Consider the following 17982-nt stretch of genomic DNA (forward strand, 5'->3'; position numbering starts at 1 on the left):
TCGAATGTAGTAGGATGTGCGCATGGAACACCAGGACGGGCTCCGGGAGCGGAAGAAGCGGCGGACCCGGCGGGCGCTCGTCGAGGCCGCGGTCCGGCTGTTCGAGGAGAACGGGTACGACGAGACGACCGTGGCGGACATCGCCGCGGCCGCCGAGGTGTCCACGCGCACGTTCTTCCTGCACTTCGCCGCCAAGGAGGACGTCCTGTTCGCGCACGCGGGCGGGCGGGTGGACCTCGCGCTGGAGGTGGTGGCCCGGCGCGCCCCCGGGACGCCCGTGGACGACGCGCTCGCGGAGGCCATGGAGCTGATGGCCGACGACGCCCTCGGCAACGATCTGGAGACCGGGCTCGCCGCGCTGCGCGTCCGCCTGGCCGCCGCCGTGCCCGCGCTCCAGGCGCGCCTGCTGCACCGCGTGGTCACCGCCCAGGCCGACCTGGCCGAAGCCGTCGCCCGCGCCTACGGCCTGGACCCCGTCGAGGCGGCCGCCCGTGTCGGGGCCTTCCTCGGCGCGGTCAACGCCGCCACCCTGGCCGCGCTCCGGCAGGACGCCTCGCCCGAGCGGGTCCGCGCCGCGATGCACCGCGCCATCGGCCTGACCCGCCGCTCCTGACCCGCCGTTCCTGGCGCGGTTCTCCTGCCCCCGACTTGGGCTCGCCGGCTCGGGCCCGCTGCTCCTGAGCTGCTGTTCCTGACCCCCGGCGCGGACTGGCGGCCTCGGGCCCGCCGTTCCCGGGCGGCCGTTCTCGGCCGGCCGGCTCGGGCCGGCCGGGCCTGGGCCGTTCCGGATCATGCCCCGGGCTTCGTCGGTGGTACGGGCGGGGTGAGATCATCTTCAGATGCCGATCGATCCGCATCTGCTGGCCGTGTTCACGTTGACGACGATCATCGCGTTGGTGACACCCGGGCCGGACATGTTGTTCGTGCTGGGGTGCGGGATGCGGGGCGGGGCCCGGGCCGGGGTGCTGGCCACCCTGGGGGTCATCACGGGGGACGCGTTGTACGTCGCGGCGGCCGCGGCGGGGCTGTCGGCGCTGCTGACGGCGTTCCCCGTGGTGTTCACGGTGCTGCGGCTGGCCGGGGCCGCCTATCTGGTCTACCTCGGGGTCCAGATGATCCGGCGGCGCAAGCGGGCGCAGGAGGAAGAGGTGGCCGCCGGCGGCATGTCGGGGCGGCGGGCCTTCCTGAACGGGGCCGTCTCCTCCATGGCCAACCCCCAGACGTTCACGTTCATGGCGGCCTTCCTGCCGCAGTTCATCGACCCGGCGGCGGGGCCGGTCTGGGTGCAGTTCGCCATCCTCGGCGCCGTCCTGATCGTCCTGGAGTTCGCGGCCGACGCGACCGTCGGCGTCCTGGCGGGCCGGATCGGCGGCTGGCTGCGCAGGCGGCAGGCCGTACGCCGCCGGATCGACGCCGCGACCGGGACCGTCTTCATCGGCCTGGGCGTCAGCCTGGCCGTCCAACGCTGACCCCGCCCGAGCCCCGGCCCGCCGTGACCGCGACCCCCGCGACCCCCGCGACCCCGCCGACCCCGCCGTCCCCCTGACCTGGCCTTCACCATTGGCCCGGCCGTCACCGTGATCCCCGGGCGCCCGAGGGCCGGGGACGTACGTCGTCAGGGGGTCGGGAGATCCACGGAGATGTGGGGGGACAGGGCGCGGAGGAAGCCGGGCGCGTCGAAGATCTCCCCGGCGGAGGCCACGCCCGCCGTCTGGACGCGGCCGGTGAGGACGCGCTCGACCGCCTCGACCGCGAGTGGCGCGCTCACCGCGTAGATGTCCCTGCCCCTGGCCACGGCCCGCCGTTCCCGGCCGCCGGAGCGCACGACGACGTCGACGAGGAAGGTCTGCCCGGACCGCCCGCGCTCGTCGGCCGCGGCCGGGAGCGGCGTCTCCGGGGACAGCACGTCGCCCGCCGCCTCGACCGTCATGTAGGTGCGCACCTCGGGGACGCGCAGGTGGCGGGGGATGGTGACGACGTCGGCCATGGTGAACTCGCCGACGACGTCGCGGGGGCCCACCGGGTCGGGGAAGGGCCACCGCAGGACCGGCGGGGCGTCGTCGCGGTACTCCAGCCGCCCGTTCGCGAAGCGGACACGCCGCCCCTTCCGCCGCTCCCGCGAGACCGCGCCCGACTCGCGCGTGCCCGCGGTGGGGTGCCAGCCGCTCAGGCCGTACGCGACGTGCACCTCGTCGGCCCCGGTCCAGTCGCCCATCGCGGCGGTGGCGAGCAGGTCGCCGAGGCCGCCGAAGAAGGCCATGGCCGGGACGACCGAGATCGCCGCCGCGCGGGCGCGCTCGGCGAAGTGCTCGAACGTGTCGGCGTTCGCCTCGATCTCGGCCGCCACGTCCACGTACGGGATCCCGGCGCGCAGGGCCGCCTCGATCACGGGGGCCGCGGTGGCCGCGAACGGCCCGGCCGTGTTGATCACCGCCGCCGCCCCGGCCAGGGCGCGGTCGAGCGAGTCCGGGTCGCCGGCCGTCGCCGGACGGGCCTCGTGCCCCGTCTCCGCCGCCAGCGCGCTCAGCCTGCCCGCGTCGCGGCCGGAGAGGACCGGGACGAATCCGCGCTCTCGCAGCTCCGCCACCACGAACCGCCCGGTGTGCCCGTACGCGCCGAAAACCGCCACCCTCTGCCCCGATGCCATGGTCTTTCCCTCCGTCGAACGGCTCGCCGTGATCTCTGGCGGACATCCTGCTCGGCCGGGACCTTCGTCACGAGTGGCCGGAACGCCAATACCCGTACAATTCCGGACATGAGGTCGATCGCGGTGGCCGTCACCGACGGGATGCTCCACTTCGAGCTGTCCCTGGCGTGCGAGGTCTTCGGCTCCGCCCCGGCCTCGGTGACGGCGCCCTGGTACGACGTCACCGTCTGCGGGCCCGTGGCCGTACGGGTCGGGCGGTTCCTGCTGGAGCCCGACGCCGGGCTCGACCGGCTCCGGGACGCCGGCACCGTGATCGTCCCGGGCTGGGCCGACGTCGACGTGGAGCCGCCGGCCGACCTGGTGGACGCGGTGCGCGCGGCGCACGAGGCGGGCGCCCGCGTCGTCTCCCTGTGCACGGGCGCGTTCGTGCTGGCCGCGGCCGGGCTGCTGGACGGGCGGCGCGCGACCACGCACTGGGCGCACACCGAGGCCCTGGCCGCCCGCCACCCCCGGGTCGAGGTCGATCCCGGCGTGCTCTACGTGGACGGCGGCAGCGTGCTGACCAGCGCCGGCAAGGCCGCCGCCCTGGACCTGTGCCTGCATCTCGTACGTCTCGACCACGGCGCGGCGGTCGCCAACGCGGTCGCGCGCCGCCTGGTCGTGCCGCCGCACCGGGACGGCGGCCAGGCCCAGTTCGTCACCGCGCCGGTGCCCGCCCCCGGCGACCACCCGCTCGCCGACCTGCTCTCCTGGGCGATCGAACGGCTGGACCGGCCGCTGACCGTCGAGGACCTCGCCCGCCGGGCGCGGATGAGCACGCGCACCCTGGGCCGCCACTTCCGCGCGGTGACCGGCGCCTCACCGCTCCAGTGGCTGCTGACCCAGCGCATCCGGCACGCCCAGGAACTGCTGGAGACCACCTACGAGAGCGTCGAGTCCATCGCCGCGGCCACCGGCATGGGCACCGCCACGACCCTCCGCCGCCACTTCAACCGCACGGTGGGCGTCCCCCCGGACGCCTACCGCCGCGCCTTCCGCGCGAGGACCCGCCCCGCCCCACCCCGCTGACCCCGCGACCACGACGCCCCCACCCGAAGGGGGCACCGCCTCGCCGTCCCGGCTCTGGCCGTGGGTCCTCGCCGGTGCCGCGGATCCTCCTGGCCCGCCGGGCGTCGCCTGCCGGTCCCGGCGTGTCCTGGAGGGCCTGGCCGGGGATTCGCTCAGACTGGGCCTCGGGCCGGTCGCCGGTCCGGGAGAAGTCGCAGGTCGGATGGCGAGGGAGAGGCGGGGACCATGGTGCTGGCGCGGGGATGCGGGCGGGGCCGGACTCGGGGGCGGAGAGGGCTCCGGGCGGCGGTCGCGGCGGTGCTGCTCGGGCCGTGGCTTCTCGCCGGCACGGCTCACGCGGACGCCGCTCACACGTCCTCCGCCGGGGTCTACACCTGCGAGACCGTCTCGCTGAACCTGAGCGAGGGGAAGGGCAACCGGTGCTCGGGCTCGCCGGGCCTGCCCAGGTTCGGCCCGATCCACACCGCGTTCGAACTGCGCGGCACGGGGACCGCGCGCCTGCGCTGCGGGGGCGGCGCGCCGACGGGCGCGGCGGTGCTCCCCGCCGAGGTCAGAGGGCGGGACTGCGCCTGGATCTGACACGCCCCCGGCGAACCTCCCGCGCGGGAACCCCGCCGCCCGGATGCGGCACGCGCTCGTCCGCGTACGGCTGGGCGGCCGCAACCGGGAGCACGTCCAGCCGCTCCACGACAGGTGGCCGGGACGCCGGGGGCTCGCGGTCTCCCACGTGGGCGGCGAGGACGACTTCCCCCCGCGCATGGCCGTGGCCGCCCCGCGAGGTCGGCTCCGGCCCTCCGGCCCTCCGGCCGTGAGACCGGCCGCGGCTCCCGCCTCCGGAGCGGGACCGGCGTCCCCGGGCGTCGGGCTCATGCCGTACCAGCGGATACCGTAGATTTACGGTGGTTGCCCCGTGTTGTGACTGTTAGGTGGTGGCGATGCGGGATGTCAGGAACGTACGGCTCGGGGATCACCTGTGCCTGGCCTTCGGGCACGAGGACGAGCAGCGGGCGGTGGTCACGGAGTTCGTCGGGGCCGGGCTCCGCCGGGACGAAGGGGTCCTGTACTTCGCCGACGGGGACGGTCGCGACCGGGTGCGGCGGTGGCTGTTCGACGCGGGCGTGGACGTCGCGGCGGCAGTGGACCGCGGGCAGCTCGTGATGCGGGGGATCGAGAGCGGTTGCCTGGCCTCCGGGCGGTTCGACCCGGAGGCGATGATCGCGACCCTGCGGCACGAACGGGACGCCTGCCTCACGGCCGGGTTCGCCGGGCTGTGGGTCACCGGGGAGATGGGCTGGGCGGTGTCCGGCACCCCGGGCGCCGAGCGCCTCGAGGAGTTCGAACGGCGGCTGGCCGGGCTGTTCGACGGAGGGCGCGCGGCGGCGATCTGCCAGTACGACCGGCGGGTGTTCCCGCCCGCCCGGCTCAAGGGACTCCTCGAGTGCCATCCCGGGAGCGTGCACATGAACCCGATGTTCCAGGGCGCGGCCCTGCGGATGTCGCCCGGATACGACGCCGACGGGCGGCCGGTCCTGCGGGTGGCCGGCACGATCGACCGCACCACCGTCGGGGTGTGGGGCGAGGCCCTGCGCGCCGCGGCGACCTGGGGCGGCGACATCCGGGTGGACATGACCGGCCTGGAGTTCATCGATGTGGCCGGCCTGCGCGAGGTCGCACAGATCGCGGACGGCCTGCCCGGCGACCGGCGCCTCCGCATGCGCAACCTGGCGCCCATGGTCGCCGACGTGATCCGCATGGTCGGCTGGGACCAGACGCCCGGCCTGGTCATCGAGGAGTAGGGGGTGCGGGCATGAGCGACCCGGGCACCGGGCTGATCCACCAGGCGCTGTTCTACGACCGCGACGAGGAGTTCCTGGCCGCCACCGCGGGCTTCTGCCTGGACGGCCTCAAGGCGGGCGACACCGTGCTCGCCGTCACGACCGCGGCCAACATCGGCCTGCTCCGCGACCACCTGGGGGCCGCCGCCGGCGAGGTGGAGTTCGTCGACGCGCGGGACTGGTACGAGGCCCCGGGCCGCACCCTGGCCGCCTACGGCCGTTACGTGGACGAGCACGAGGCGGACGGGCGGCTGGTGCGGATCATCGGCGAGCCGGTCTGGCACGGGCGCGACGGGCTGGAGGAGGCCGAGTGGACCCGCTACGAGTCGGTGATCAACGCCGCCTTCGCGGGCAGCGCGGCGTGGATCATCTGCCCGTACGACGAGCGGGCCCTCCCCGCGCACGTGGTCGCGAACGCCCGCCGTACCCACCCCGAGCTCCTCGCGGGCGGCGAGACCCTCGAAAGCGCCAAATATGAGGACCCGTACGCCTTCGTCTGCGAGGGGGACGGCCTCCCGCTCCCGCCGCCGCCGGACGGCGCCGGGGAGTCCCTGCTGGAGCTGCGGCTCCCCGACTGCGACCTGGCCGAGGTACGGCGGCGCGCCGGGGATCACACCCGCGCCCTCGGCCTGCCGCCCGACCGGGTCCAGCGCCTGGTCACCGCCCTCAACGAGCTCGCCACCAACGTCCTGCGCCACGGCGGCGGGCAGGGCCGGGTCCTGATCTGGCCCGAGGGCGGCCGGATCGTCTGCGACGTCAGCGACCGGGGGCGCCTGCTGACGCCCTTCCCCGGCTACATCCCACCCGACCCGGCCGCCCCGAACGGGCACGGCCTCTGGGTGGTCCGCCAGCTCTGCGACCTGCTCCAGGTCCGCGCCACCCCCGAGGGGAGCCGGTTCCGCATCCACCTCGCCCGCGCCTGACGGGCGGCCGGGCGACCCCGCGTGCCGGGCGGGTGCCCGCCCCGGGAACTCCCGGGGCGCAGCGGCGCGGGACCGGCGGGTCAGGCGGGACCGGCGGGTCAGGGTCAGCCGGGTCAGGGTCAGGCCGGGCCAGCCGGGTCAGGGCCAGCCGGGTCAGGCGGGTCAGGCGGCCTCCGGCGCGGCCTCCGCCAGGCCGAACAGCGCGGCGAACCGGCCCGTGAACAGGTCCGCGCCCTTGTACTCCGACGTGCCCGGCGCGCCCAGGACCAGCGGCCCGTCGGGGGTGGGGAGCTGGCCGACGCCCGCCTCGGGGCCGAGCGGCAGCAGCACGAAGGGCAGGGGCGAGATCTCGTAGACCTTCCCCGGCCGCTCCCCGCGCACCTGGGCGAGGATGTTCTCGGCCACGACCTCGGCGTGCCGCATCGCGTTCGCGGCCATCTTGGGCTCCTGGACGTCCGTGATGTCGCCGATCGCGTAGATGTGATCGTGCCCGTCCAGGTTGAGGGTCTCGCGGACCCGGACGTGCCCCCGCGGGGTGGCGACGCCGGCCAGTTCCTCGCTCAGGTAGGCGGTGTCGACGCTCACGCCGTACGCCCGGAACCAGATGTCGGCCGAGATCTCCCGCGCGCCGGCCCGCACCGTGAACGGCGCCGCGACCCCGGGCTCCACCGGCGGCTCCGAGTCCAGTGAGGTGCCCAGCAGCAGCTCCACGCCGAACTCGTCGAGCTGCCGCCGCAGGTCGTTCACCATCTCCGCCTCGAAGCCCGGCAGCAGGGCGGTGGCCGGATCGACGACGGTGACCTCCTTGTCGGGCCACACCGCCTTGATCTCCCCGGCCAGCTCCAGTCCGACCGGCCCGGCCCCGGCGATGAGCACCCGTCCGGCTCCGGTGAGCTCCCGGTGCGTGGCCGCGAGCCGGTCGCGGGCGTCACCGGAGTGGTCCACGGAGAACTTGAACGGGAAGGGGTACCCCGAGCCGGTGGCCAGGACGAGGTAGTCGGCCTCGACCCGGTCCCCGGAGCCCAGCACCACCCCGCGCGCGTCCACCGAGACCGCCCGGTCCCGGATGACCCGGCCCCGGTCCAGCAGGGCGTCGTAGGGGAAGAACAGGTTGTCGGCCCACTCCGGCCGCACCAGCGCCCGCAGCGCCGCCGCGTTCTGCACGAACGCGTCCTTCGGCTCCACGAGCACGACGTCGGCCTCCTGGTCCAGCGCCTTGGCCACGGCCGCGCCGCCGTACCCGCCGCCGACCACCACAACAGTGCGTCCCATGATCTGCTCCCACGAGGAAAGAATCTTGTTCGTTGGACGAACTATATTGGTTCGCACCCCGAACTTCAACTCGGGCGTCGTCGCCCCTCGTGGGGGATGATCACGGCCGGATGCCCGTACGCCCAGGTGGGAGGCGTGACCCGAGGCGCGCGGGAATCCCCGGGCGGCTCCCGTGAACGCGGGGAAAACGCCGGGAAACGGCGGTCCGGGAGGGGAAAACGCCTGCCGGGGGGAGGCGGTCTACGCGCCCGGGCCGGCGGCGGGGCCCTCCGGGCGGGCGCGGGCGAGCAGGCGGGCCAGGTGGGCGTGGAGGCGGTGCTCGGCGGGGCCGGGGCCGCCGGTGACGGTGGTGAGGGCGACCAGGGCCGTGACGGCCACGTCGCAGAGTTCGGCGGCCAGGTCGTCGGGGGTGGCGTGGACGCCCTTGCGCGGGTTCTGCCCGGTCACGCCGATGTAGGCCGCGGCGGCCTCGCCGTACTCCTCGCCGATCTTCATGATGCGCATCGCGACCTCGTGGTCGGTGCGCGGATTGGCCGCGTCGAGCCAGGCGGTCAGCTCGGCGATGGCCGGCCAGAGGGGGACGGGGGTCCCGGGAAGAGGCGCGGTCATGGGCACATCCTCCCGGGTGCTTCCGGTGCGCCGGGCCCGAACGGCGGCACCGCACCCGGGCCCGGGGGAGGGGCTACGGCCAGGTGTTGCCGGCGCTGGCGGGGGCGGCGGTCACGGCGGCGATCGACACCGCGAAGCCGGTGGACAGGAGGGCGGTCAGGAGGGCGGCGGCGAGTCTGCGGCGCATGTGCGTTCCTCTCACTCACGTGACTCTGGTCCCTCGATCCTCATCCGGCGCGCGGGGGGCCGCCAGGCCCAGACACGGTCCGTGGCGGCCCCGGCACCGGCGGTCCGGACCCGAGGACGGCTCGTGATCGGGTCTTGACGGCGCGGGCGGTTTGGTGGGGGCTGGAAGGAGGGCTCCCGGACCGAGGAGGTCGGCTCATGGGCAAGCGGCGCTTCTGGAATCCACGGCGGGCGGGGGGCGTGACGATGGGAGGTGTGGTGGCACTCGCGCTGCTCACGGCCCCATCACCGGCGTCGGGAACGGCCACGCCGGGTTCGGCCGCGCCCGGGACCACCGCGCCGGGTTCGGCCGCGCCCGGGACCGCCGTGCCGGGTTCGGCCGCGCCCGGCGCGGGGTCCGCGGCGGCGTACCTCGACCCGCGCCGGCCCGTCGAGCAGCGGGTCGCGGACCTGCTCTCGCGGATGACCGTGGAGGAGAAGGTCGGGCAGATGACGCAGGCCGAGCGCGCCGCGGTGGCCGACGACCCCACGAGGATCGCGGCCTGGCGGCTCGGCTCGGTGCTGTCGGGCGGGGGATCGACGCCCGCGGAGAACACCCCCGAGGCGTGGCTGCGCATGGTCAACGAGTTCCAGGCGCAGGCGCTGAGCACCCGGCTGAAGATCCCGATGATGTACGGGATCGACGCGGTGCACGGTCACGGCAACCTGCGCGGCGCGACGGTCTTCCCGCACAACACGGGCCTGGGCGCGACGCGTGACCCGCGCCTGGTGGAGGAGATCGGGCACGCCACCGCGCGGGAGGTGCGCGCGACCGGGATCCACTGGAACTTCGCGCCCTGCCTGTGCGTGTCGCGCGACGAGCGCTGGGGCCGGAGCTACGAGAGCTTCGGCGAGGACCCCGCCCTGGTGTCCCGGATGGCCGTCGCCGTCCGCGGCCTCCAGGGCCGTACGGCTCCCGCCGGGCTGGACCGGCCCGACCGCGTCCTGGCCACGGCCAAGCACTTCGCCGGGGACGGCGGGACCCGGTACGACACGGCGGTGGCCGAGGCGAACCGGGGCAAGCCCTGGTGGGAGCAGCGGTACACCATCGACCAGGGCGTCACGGTGACGAGCCGGGCCGACTTCTACCGCCTCCACGTCGCGCCGTACGTGCCCGCGATCAAGGAGCACCGGGTCGGCACCGTCATGCCGTCCTTCTCCAGCGTGGACTGGACCGAGGACGGCGTGGGGAACCCGGTCAAGATGCACGCCAGCCGGGAGCTGATCACCGGCCTGCTCAAGGAGCGGCTGGGCTTCCGCGGCTTCGTGATCTCCGACTGGGAGGGCATCCACCAGATCCCCGACCCGGCGGCCCCGGGCGAGGCCGGGCTCACGCCGTACAAGGTGCGGACGGGGGTGAACGCCGGGATCGACATGTTCATGGAGCCGAACACCGCGCCGCGGTTCCAGGAGCTGCTGCTCGCCGAGATCGCGGCCGGGCGGGTGCCGATGGCCCGGATCGACGACGCGGTGCAGCGCATCCTGACGGCGAAGTTCCAGCTCGGGCTGTTCGAGCGGCCGTACACCGCCCCGGACCGGCTGGGCGAGGTCGGGAGCGCCCGGCACCGGGCGCTGGCCCGGGAGGCGGTCGCCAAGTCCCAGGTGCTCCTCAAGAACGCCGGCCGGACGCTGCCGCTCAAGCCCGCGTCGTCGCTGTACGTCGCGGGGCGCAACGCCGACGACATCGGCAACCAGGCCGGCGGCTGGACGATCACCTGGCAGGGCGCGTCCGGCGACATCCTGCCGGGGACCACGATCCTCGCGGGCATCCGCGAGGTGGCCAAGGGCGCGACGATCACCCACAGCCCCGACGCCTCCGCCCCCATCGACCCCGGGGCCACCGGCGTCGTCGTCGTGGGCGAGACGCCGTACGCCGAGGGGTACGGCGACGTCGGCGGGCCCGAGTGCGGCTGGTGCACCGCGCCGCAGCAGGAGGAGAAGTCGCTGACCCTCCAGCCCGCCGACCAGGCCGTCGTGGACAAGGTCTGCGCCGCCGTGACCCGCTGCGTCGTGGTCGTCGTCTCCGGCCGCCCGCAGATCGTCGCCGACCCCGCGGGGCGGATCGACGCGCTCGTCGCCGCCTGGCTCCCGGGCAGCGAGGGCGCGGGCGTGGCCGACGTCCTCTTCGGCCGCCGCCCGTTCACCGGCCGGCTCCCCTTCACCTGGCCCGCGAGCCCCGCCCAGGTCCCCATCAACGTCGGAGACCGCGACTACCGCCCCGCCTACCCCTACGGCTGGGGCCTGCGCACCCGCTGACGCGACCGGCGTACGGCCCCCGCGCCCGCTGACCTGATCGGTGCGCGGCGTCCGCCTCCGGCGGGACCGGTGTACGGCTCCCGCGCCCGCCTCGACCGGGCGCGGGAGCCGTACTCGTCGTGCCGGATGGCCCGTCCCCGTCTGTCGGCTCTCGGAAATCCTCGACGGGTTCGCGGGGGATGTGTATGAATTGTGTCGTTCGCCGTACGTCGCCGTGAATTCGGATGAACGGGTGGCCGCGGGCTCATGAGGCCGCGCGGTGGGGCTTGGGAAAGTGGGATCGACGTGACCTCATCCCCCGGGTTGTCCTCTGGCAACGTGGAGCTCTCCGACGCCAAGCGGGCGCTTCTCCGGCAGCGGTTGCGGCGGCGGGGCGCGGAGCCGGGCATCCCGCGCCGCGGCGACGGGGTGGACGCGCCGCTCTCGCCGGGGCAGGAGCGCCTGTGGTTCCTGGAACAGTTCGCGCCCGGCGGCGCGGCCTACGTGATCCCCCTGGCGGTACGGCTGCGCGGCCCGCTGGACCCGGCGCGGCTGGAGGACGCCTTCCGGGCGCTGATCGCGCGGCACGAGTCGCTGCGGACCGGGTTCCCGGCGGACGAGGAGGGACGGCCCGTCGCCGTCGTCGCCGGGGCCGACGCGCTCCCGCCGTTCTCGCTGCGGCGCGTGGAGGCCGCGGACGAGCCGGGGGCCGACCACGCGCTCGGGGAGGAGCTGGCGCGGCCGTACGACATCACGGCGCCGCCGCTGGTCCGGGCCGCGCTGGCCGCGCTCGGGCCGGACGACCACGTGCTGCTGGTGACCGCGCACCACCTCGTCGCCGACGGGTGGTCGATGGAGATCCTGCTCGACGAGGTGCGCCGGCTGTACGCCGGCGAGGAGCCCGCCCCGCCCCCGATCCAGTACGGCGACTACGCCGCGTGGCAGGCCGCGCGGCCGTACCCGGAGGGCGAGCTGGACCACTGGCGGGAGGCGCTGGGCGGGGTCCCGGCGCTGGACCTGCCGGTGGACGGGCGGCGGGCGGCCGAGCCCACGTTCGCGGGCGCCTCGCACGGCTTCCGGATCGCGCCGGAGGTCACCGCGGCGGTGGCCCGGGTGGCCGCCGAGCACGACGCGACGCCGCACATGGTGCTGCTGGCGGCGTACCAGGCGCTGCTCTCCCGGTATTCCGGGCAGGACGACTTCGCGATCGGGTGCCCGGTGGGCGGCCGGCCGAGGCGGGAGCTGGAGAGCCTGATCGGGCTGTTCGTCTCCACGGTGGCGGTGCGCGCCGACCTCTCCGGGGACCCGTCGTTCGGGGAGCTGGTGCGGCGGGTGCGCGCCCGGACCCTGGCCGCCTACGCGCACCAGAACGTGCCCTTCGAACGGGTCGTGGGCGAGCTGGCGATCGAGCGGGACGTCGCCAGGACCCCGGTCTTCCAGGTGACCTTCGCGCTCCAGAACTACGAGAGCCGCCGCCGCGCGGACTGGGGGCCGGGGCTGACGGCCGCGCCGTACTCCGTGCCCGCCCGCGCCGCCCGGTTCGAGCTGGAGCTGTTCCTGGAGGAGGAGGCGTCCGGCGGGCTCGACGGGGCCTTCATCCACAACCGGGACCTGCTGTCGCCGGAGACCGTCGCGGGGATGGCGCGGCACTTCGAGGCCCTGCTGCGCGGCGCCGTCGCCGACCCGTCGGCCCGCGTGTCGCGGCTGGAGATGGTCGCCGCCGGGGAGCGGGAGAGCCTGATCGCGTACGGCCGGGGGCCGCGCGAGCCGTACCCGGACCGGGCCACGCTGGGCGAGCTGGTCGACGAGCAGGTGCGGCGGACGCCGGACGCGATCGCGGTGGAGTTCGAGGGCGAGCGGGTGACCTACGCCGGGCTCGCGGCGCGGGCGAACCGGATCGCGCACCGGCTGCGCGAGCTGGGCGCGGGGCCGGGGACGCGGGTCGCGGTGTGCGCGGAGCGGTCGGCGGACCTGGTCGCGGCCCTGCTCGGCGTGGTCAAGGCGGGCGCCGCGTACGTCCCGCTGGACCCGGACTACCCGCCCGACCGGCTCGCGTTCATGCTGGCCGACTCCGGCGCGACCGTGCTCCTGACCGGCCCCGGCGCCCCGCCCGCGATCGCCCGCCCCGGCGAGGGCGCGGAACCGGGTTCGGCATCCGGCGCGGGACCGGGCGCCGAGGGCGGGACTGCGGGCGCCGCGCCGTACGGCGCGGGGGAGCGGGGCGATCGGCCGGTGGCGGTCGTGTCGCTGGAGGACGACCTCGGGGCGTACCCCGCGACGGCTCCGCCGGTCACCGCGACCCCGGAGCACCCGGCGTACGTGATCTACACCTCGGGCTCCACCGGGCGGCCGAAGGGGGTGGCCAACTCCCACCGGGGGATCGTGAACCGGCTCGACTGGATGCAGCGGGCGTACCGGCTGACCGGGGACGACGCGGTGGTGCAGAAGACGCCCGCCGGGTTCGACGTGTCGGTGTGGGAGTTCTTCTGGCCGCTGATCACCGGCGCCCGGCTCGCGGTGGCCCGGCCCGGCGGGCACCGCGACGCCGCCTACCTGCGGGACCTGGTGACCGGCCGGGGCGTCACCACGATGCACTTCGTGCCGTCGATGTTGGCCGCCTTCCTCGCCGAGGAGGGGGTCGAGGCGTGCGCGGCGACGCTGCGCCGGGTCGTGTGCAGCGGCGAGGAGCTGCCCGCGCACGTGGTCGCGCGGTTCTTCGAGCGGCTGCCGGGCGTGGAGCTGCACAACCTGTACGGGCCGACCGAGGCGGCCGTGGACGTCACCGCCTGGCGCTGCTCGCCCGGGGAGTCGCCCGTGCCGATCGGGCGGCCGATCCAGAACACCGACGTCCACGTGCTCGACCCGCTGCTGCGGCCGGTCCCGCTCGGCGTGCCCGGCGAGCTGCACATCGGCGGCGTCCAGGTCGCGCGGGGCTATCACGGGCGGCCCGCGCTGACCGCCGAGCGCTTCGTGCCCGACCCGTACGGCCCGCCGGGGGCGCGCCTCTACCGCACCGGGGACCTGGTGCGGCTGCGCCGGGACGGCGCGCTGGAGTTCCTGGGCCGGATCGACGCCCAGCTCAAGATCCGCGGGCAGCGCATCGAGCCGGGCGAGATCGAGGCCGTCCTCCGCGAGCGGCCCGGCGTCCGCGAGGCCGTGGTCCTCGCCCGCGACGACGGCCCGGCGGGCGACCGCCGCCTCGTGGCGTACGTCGTCCCCGAGGAGCCCAGGGGAGAGGAACCCGGGGAAACGGGCGGTCCCGGGGAGCCCGGGGGAGCCGGCGCGGCCGGGGCGCGCGAGGCGGAGCTGCGGGCGGCGCTGAAGCGGGTGCTGCCCGACCACATGGTGCCCGCCGCGTTCGTGTTCCTGCCCGCCCTGCCGCTCAGCCCGAACGGCAAGCTCGACCGGAGGGCCCTGCCCGCGCCGCCCGTCCCGGTCCGCGAGGGCCGCGGCGACGCGCCGGAGACGCCCGCCGAGCGCGCGATCGCCGGGGTCTGGGCCGAGCTCCTGGGCGTGCCCGAGGTCCGCGCGGACGACGACTTCTTCGACCTGGGCGGGCACTCCCTGGTGGCGATCCAGGCGGTGGCGCGGCTGCGGCGGGTGCTGCCGGGGATCGGCGGGCGCGCGGTCGGCGTCATGGACCTGTTCAAGGAGCCCACCGTGCGCGGGCTCGCGGCGCTGGTGGAGGCCCCCGCGCCGGAGGCCGGGACGCGGACGCTGCTGCACGAGCTGACCCGCGCCCGCCAGACCCCCGCGATCACCTACGTCTGCATCCCGTACGGCGGGGGCAGCGCCCTGGTGTTCCAGCCGCTCGCCGACGCCCTCCCGCCGGAGTGCGCGCTCTACGCCCTGGCGTTCCCCGGCCACGACCCCGGCCTGCCGGACGAGGAGACGATGCCGCTGGAGGAGGTCGTCGAGACCTGCGTCGCCGAGATCCTGGACCGGATCGAGGGCCCGGTCGCGCTGTACGGCCACTGCGGCATCGGCGGCGCGGCGACGGTCGAGGTCGCCCGGCGGCTGGAGGCGCGGGGCCGCGCGGTCGAGGCGGTGTACCTGGGGGCGGTGTTCCCGTTCGCGCGGCCCGGCGGGCGGCTCACCGGGCGGCTGGCCCGGCTGACGCGCTTCGACCGGCTGCGCGGCGACCGCGTGTACGAGAACCGCATGCGCTCGATGGGCAACGACATCTCCGGCCTGGACGACGAGCAGATCCGCTTCATGGTGCGCAACCAGCGCCGGGACACGCTGATCGCCGAGGAGTCGTTCACCCGGATGCTGAACGAGGGGGTCACCCCGCTGGCCGCCCCGGTGATCTCGGTCGTCGGCGAGCAGGACCCGGCCACCGAGCTCTACCGCGAGCGGTACAAGGAGTGGCACTTCCTCAGCCCCGAGGCGGGCCTGGTCATCCTGGACGAGGCCGGGCACTACTTCCTCAAGTACCGCGCCGCCGAACTCGCCGAGATCCTCACCAACGCCCACGTCGCCATGTCGTACGGCATGGCCACGGCCCTGTCCCGGGACGCCCGGGGGCCCGGCGCCGGCTGGTGGATCGAGGAGACGTCCGGGCCCGGCGACGCCGAGGCGGACGCCCCGCCGTACGATGGCGCAAGCGCGGATGCCCGGCCGGACGGGAGCACGCGCGGGCGGGCGGAGCGGGAGAAAGAGCGGGAGCGGGAGCGGGAGAAGGAGCGGAAGCGGCGGCGGGAGAGGCGGCGGAAGCCGCCCGAGCCGAGCATGCGGCGGTTCCTGGTGATCGCGGCGGCGCAGCTCGTGACGATGACCGGGACCGCGATCACCGACTTCGCGATCCCGATCTGGGTCTACACGACCGGCGGGTCGTTGATGAACTACGCGCTGCTGATCGCGCTCGCGATCATGCCGGGCGTGCTCGCCTCGCCGCTGGTCGGCGCGATCGTGGACCGGTCGAGCCGGCGCGCGATGATGGTGGTCGGGAACGCGCTGGGCGGCGGCGTGCAGCTCCTGCTCGGGGTGCTGCTCTGGACGGACGCGCTGCGGACCTGGCACATCTACCCGATCACCGCCTGCCTGTCCGTCGCGCTGATCTTCCAGCGGCTCGGGTTCACCACGGCGCTGCCGCAGCTCGTGCCCAAGCGGTACCTCGGCCACGCCGCCGGGGTCGTGCAGATGGTGATCGGCACGTCGCAGTTCGCCGCGCCGCTGATGGCCGTGGCGCTGCTGGCCTCGATCGGGCTGCCCGGCATCGTCGCGCTGGACGTGGCCAGCTTCGGGCTGATGCTGCTGGTCCTGGCGCTCATGCGCTTCCCCGCGACGATGGCGCACGAGCGGCGCGAGCCGCTGGCGACCGAGATCAGGCACGGGTTCCGCATGTCGCTCGGGAACCGCCACCTGCGCGCGTCGCTGATCTACTTCGCGGTCCTGAACGTGATGCTGGCCGCGGCGCTGCTGTCGGTGTCGCCGCTGGTCCTGACGTTCGCCGAGCTGACCACGGCGGGCCAGATCTCCTTCGTCGGCGGGCTCGGGGCCACCCTCGGCGGCCTGGCGATCGCGCTGTGGGGCGGGCCGCGCCGGCGCCGCATGCGGGCCATCCTGATCGCCACGGCCGGGGTCGGCGTCTTCGCGGTCGTCACCGGCCTGCACGCGTCACCGCTGGTCGTGGGGCTGGGCGCGTTCGGGATGTGGGCGGGCACCTCGCTGCTCAACGGGATCTTCCTGACGATCGTGCACGTGAAGGTGCCGCAGCGGTTCCACGGCCGGGTCATGGCGCTGAACCAGATGGTGTCCTGGTCCACCCTGCCGCTCGGCATGGCGGTCGTCGCCCCGCTGGGGGAGCGGCTGCTCGAACCGCTGCTGGCCCCCGGCGGCGCGCTCGCGCCCACCGTCGGCGCGGTGATCGGCGTCGGCCCCGGGCGCGGCATCGCGTTCATGTACGTCCTGCTCGGGCTGGGCATCGTGGTCCAGGCGTTCGTGGCGATGCGGATCCGCGTGCTGGCGCGCTTCGACGACGAGATGCCCGAGGCCCCGCCCGACGACCTCGTGGGGGCGGAGGCGCTGCGCGAGCGCGCCGGGAACCGGGTGAGCCTGGCGTGGACCGCCCCCGCGTTCGCCAAGGCGCTGACCATGCCGCTGCCGGCCGCCGCCGCGCAGGCCGTGCTGCGCGAGCCGTACCCGGGGATCGAGGTGCGGTCCGTGGTGCCGCGCACGGGCGGGGAGATCAGCGCGGTCTACGAGGTGCGGTGCGCCGACCGCGACGTGATCGTGAAGCTGTACCCGGAGCTGTTCACGGCGCGGATGCGCAAGGAGAGCGAGGTCTACGCGCTGCTGGCGGGGGCCGGGGTGCCCGCGCCCGAGGTGGCCCGCGCGGACGACTCCCGGCGGGACCTGCCGCGGGCGTACCTGGCGATGACCAAGGTGCCGGGGCTGCCGCTGTCCCAGGTGTCGGCGGCGCTGCCCGAGGACGTGATCGCGGACCTGTACCGCGAGATGGGGCGCGTGCTGCGCGCGATCCACGCGGTGGAGCTGTCCGGCTTCGGGCCGTTCGAGGGGCCGCGCCGCGCGTCCAACGAGGAGCACCTCGGGGACCAGCTCGACCTGAAGATCGCCCAGTTCGCCGAGTTCGGCGGCGACGCGGACCTGCACGCGCGGATCCGGGCCTTCGCGGCGGAGCGGCGGCACCTGCTCTCCCGCTGCACGCGGCCGGTGCTGCTGCACCACGACTTCCACGAGCGCAACGTCATGGTGGCCGAGCGGGAGCCCGGCGCCTGGGCGCTGACCGGCGTGATCGACGTGGAGAACGCGCAGGCCGGCGACCCCCTCCTCGACCTGGCCCGCACCGACTACTTCGCCGTCCGCGACGATCTGGTACGGCGGGCCGCCCTCCTCGACGGGTACGGCCCGCTGCCCGCCGACTGGGCCGAACGCGTGGAGCTGTACCGGCTCTACCACGCGCTGGACCAGTGGCACTGGCTCGCCACGATCGGGGAGACCGCCGCCCTGGAGCCGATCGAACGCGAGATCCGGCGCTGTCTGGAAGGCTCGGGCCCGGCGGCGGAACCGGCCCCCGCGCAGCGGATCTGACCACCCGGACCGGCCATCCACAACCATCCCGAAGAACCCGAAGAACCCGAAGAACCCGAAGAACCCGAACAGCCCGATCCAGTCAGTACAGCCCGATCCAGTCCGACTCAGGAGG

Annotated in this window: 11 protein-coding genes; 8 read left to right on the plus strand and 3 right to left on the minus strand. The window is 75.3% G+C overall.

The features are described 5' to 3' along the window. The first annotated feature begins 22 nt into the window (after nt 1-22). Nucleotides 23-613, plus strand: coding sequence for a TetR/AcrR family transcriptional regulator (locus D5H75_RS29545; protein ID WP_119929840.1), 591 nt, complete (start codon nt 23-25; stop codon nt 611-613). A gap of 226 nt (nt 614-839) precedes the next feature. Further along, nucleotides 840-1469, plus strand: coding sequence for a LysE family translocator (locus D5H75_RS29550; protein ID WP_119929841.1), 630 nt, complete (start codon nt 840-842; stop codon nt 1467-1469). Nucleotides 1470-1615: 146 nt separating this feature from the next. Here the strand turns inward: D5H75_RS29550 and D5H75_RS29555 are convergent, their stop codons facing one another. Next, on the minus strand, nt 1616-2647 hold the full coding sequence (locus D5H75_RS29555) for a saccharopine dehydrogenase family protein (protein ID WP_119929842.1): 1032 nt from the start codon (nt 2645-2647) through the stop codon (nt 1616-1618). 108 nt (nt 2648-2755) lie between these two features. Here D5H75_RS29555 and D5H75_RS29560 point away from each other — a divergent pair, with 108 nt between their 5' ends. The 4 genes from D5H75_RS29560 (at nt 2756) to D5H75_RS29580 (ending at nt 6473) form a co-directional block, all read left to right on the plus strand. After that, nucleotides 2756-3715 carry a helix-turn-helix domain-containing protein gene (locus tag D5H75_RS29560; RefSeq protein WP_119929843.1) on the plus strand — a complete coding sequence of 320 codons (960 nt, stop codon included), beginning with the start codon at nt 2756-2758 and terminating at the stop codon, nt 3713-3715. A gap of 225 nt (nt 3716-3940) precedes the next feature. Continuing rightward, nucleotides 3941-4294, plus strand: coding sequence for a hypothetical protein (locus tag D5H75_RS29565; protein ID WP_147425305.1), 354 nt, complete (start codon nt 3941-3943; stop codon nt 4292-4294). A gap of 356 nt (nt 4295-4650) precedes the next feature. Then, entirely contained in the window at nt 4651-5511 is an 861-nt protein-coding gene (locus D5H75_RS29575; RefSeq protein ID WP_147425306.1) for an MEDS domain-containing protein, read from the plus strand. 11 nt (nt 5512-5522) lie between these two features. After that, nucleotides 5523-6473: a sensor histidine kinase gene (locus D5H75_RS29580; protein ID WP_119929847.1), complete on the plus strand. Its 951-nt coding sequence runs from the start codon at nt 5523-5525 to the stop codon at nt 6471-6473. A 162-nt stretch (nt 6474-6635) separates the two neighbouring features. On the opposite strand, the gene D5H75_RS29585 is transcribed toward D5H75_RS29580, so the two are convergent. Both D5H75_RS29585 and D5H75_RS29590 read right to left on the minus strand, forming a co-directional pair. Next, the gene (locus D5H75_RS29585; RefSeq protein WP_119929848.1) at nt 6636-7745 is read right to left on the minus strand and encodes an NAD(P)/FAD-dependent oxidoreductase; all 1110 of its coding nucleotides are present in this window, start codon (nt 7743-7745) and stop codon (nt 6636-6638) included. A 240-nt stretch (nt 7746-7985) separates the two neighbouring features. Next, nucleotides 7986-8354 (minus strand): MazG-like family protein, encoded by a 369-nt coding sequence (locus D5H75_RS29590; RefSeq protein ID WP_119929849.1) that lies wholly within the window; start codon nt 8352-8354, stop codon nt 7986-7988. Between the two features lie 384 nt (nt 8355-8738). On the opposite strand from D5H75_RS29590, the gene D5H75_RS29595 reads away from it, so the two are divergent. Beyond that, a complete protein-coding gene (locus D5H75_RS29595; RefSeq protein WP_202638621.1) occupies nt 8739-10835 on the plus strand; it encodes a glycoside hydrolase family 3 protein in 2097 nt (698 codons plus the stop codon). 318 nt (nt 10836-11153) lie between these two features. After that, entirely contained in the window at nt 11154-17867 is a 6714-nt protein-coding gene (locus D5H75_RS44330) for a non-ribosomal peptide synthetase (protein WP_202638622.1), read from the plus strand. The last annotated feature ends 115 nt before the right edge of the window (nt 17868-17982 follow it).

Origin of the sequence: Bailinhaonella thermotolerans (genome assembly GCF_003594875.1) — a bacterium.
In the GTDB taxonomy this organism is placed as follows: Bacteria; Actinomycetota; Actinomycetes; order Streptosporangiales; family Streptosporangiaceae; genus Bailinhaonella; species Bailinhaonella thermotolerans.

Bases quoted from the DNA above. Each gene is read 5' to 3' on its own strand.
- D5H75_RS29545 (WP_119929840.1), top strand. From the start codon at position 23: ATGGAACACCAGGACGGGCTCCGGGAGCGGAAGAAGCGGCGGACCCGG.
- D5H75_RS29550 (WP_119929841.1), top strand. From the start codon at position 840: ATGCCGATCGATCCGCATCTGCTGGCCGTGTTCACGTTGACGACGATC.
- D5H75_RS29555 (WP_119929842.1), bottom strand. From the start codon at position 2,647: ATGGCATCGGGGCAGAGGGTGGCGGTTTTCGGCGCGTACGGGCACACC.
- D5H75_RS29560 (WP_119929843.1), top strand. From the start codon at position 2,756: ATGAGGTCGATCGCGGTGGCCGTCACCGACGGGATGCTCCACTTCGAG.
- D5H75_RS29565 (WP_147425305.1), top strand. From the start codon at position 3,941: ATGGTGCTGGCGCGGGGATGCGGGCGGGGCCGGACTCGGGGGCGGAGA.
- D5H75_RS29575 (WP_147425306.1), top strand. From the start codon at position 4,651: ATGCGGGATGTCAGGAACGTACGGCTCGGGGATCACCTGTGCCTGGCC.
- D5H75_RS29580 (WP_119929847.1), top strand. From the start codon at position 5,523: ATGAGCGACCCGGGCACCGGGCTGATCCACCAGGCGCTGTTCTACGAC.
- D5H75_RS29585 (WP_119929848.1), bottom strand. From the start codon at position 7,745: ATGGGACGCACTGTTGTGGTGGTCGGCGGCGGGTACGGCGGCGCGGCC.
- D5H75_RS29590 (WP_119929849.1), bottom strand. From the start codon at position 8,354: ATGACCGCGCCTCTTCCCGGGACCCCCGTCCCCCTCTGGCCGGCCATC.
- D5H75_RS29595 (WP_202638621.1), top strand. From the start codon at position 8,739: ATGGGCAAGCGGCGCTTCTGGAATCCACGGCGGGCGGGGGGCGTGACG.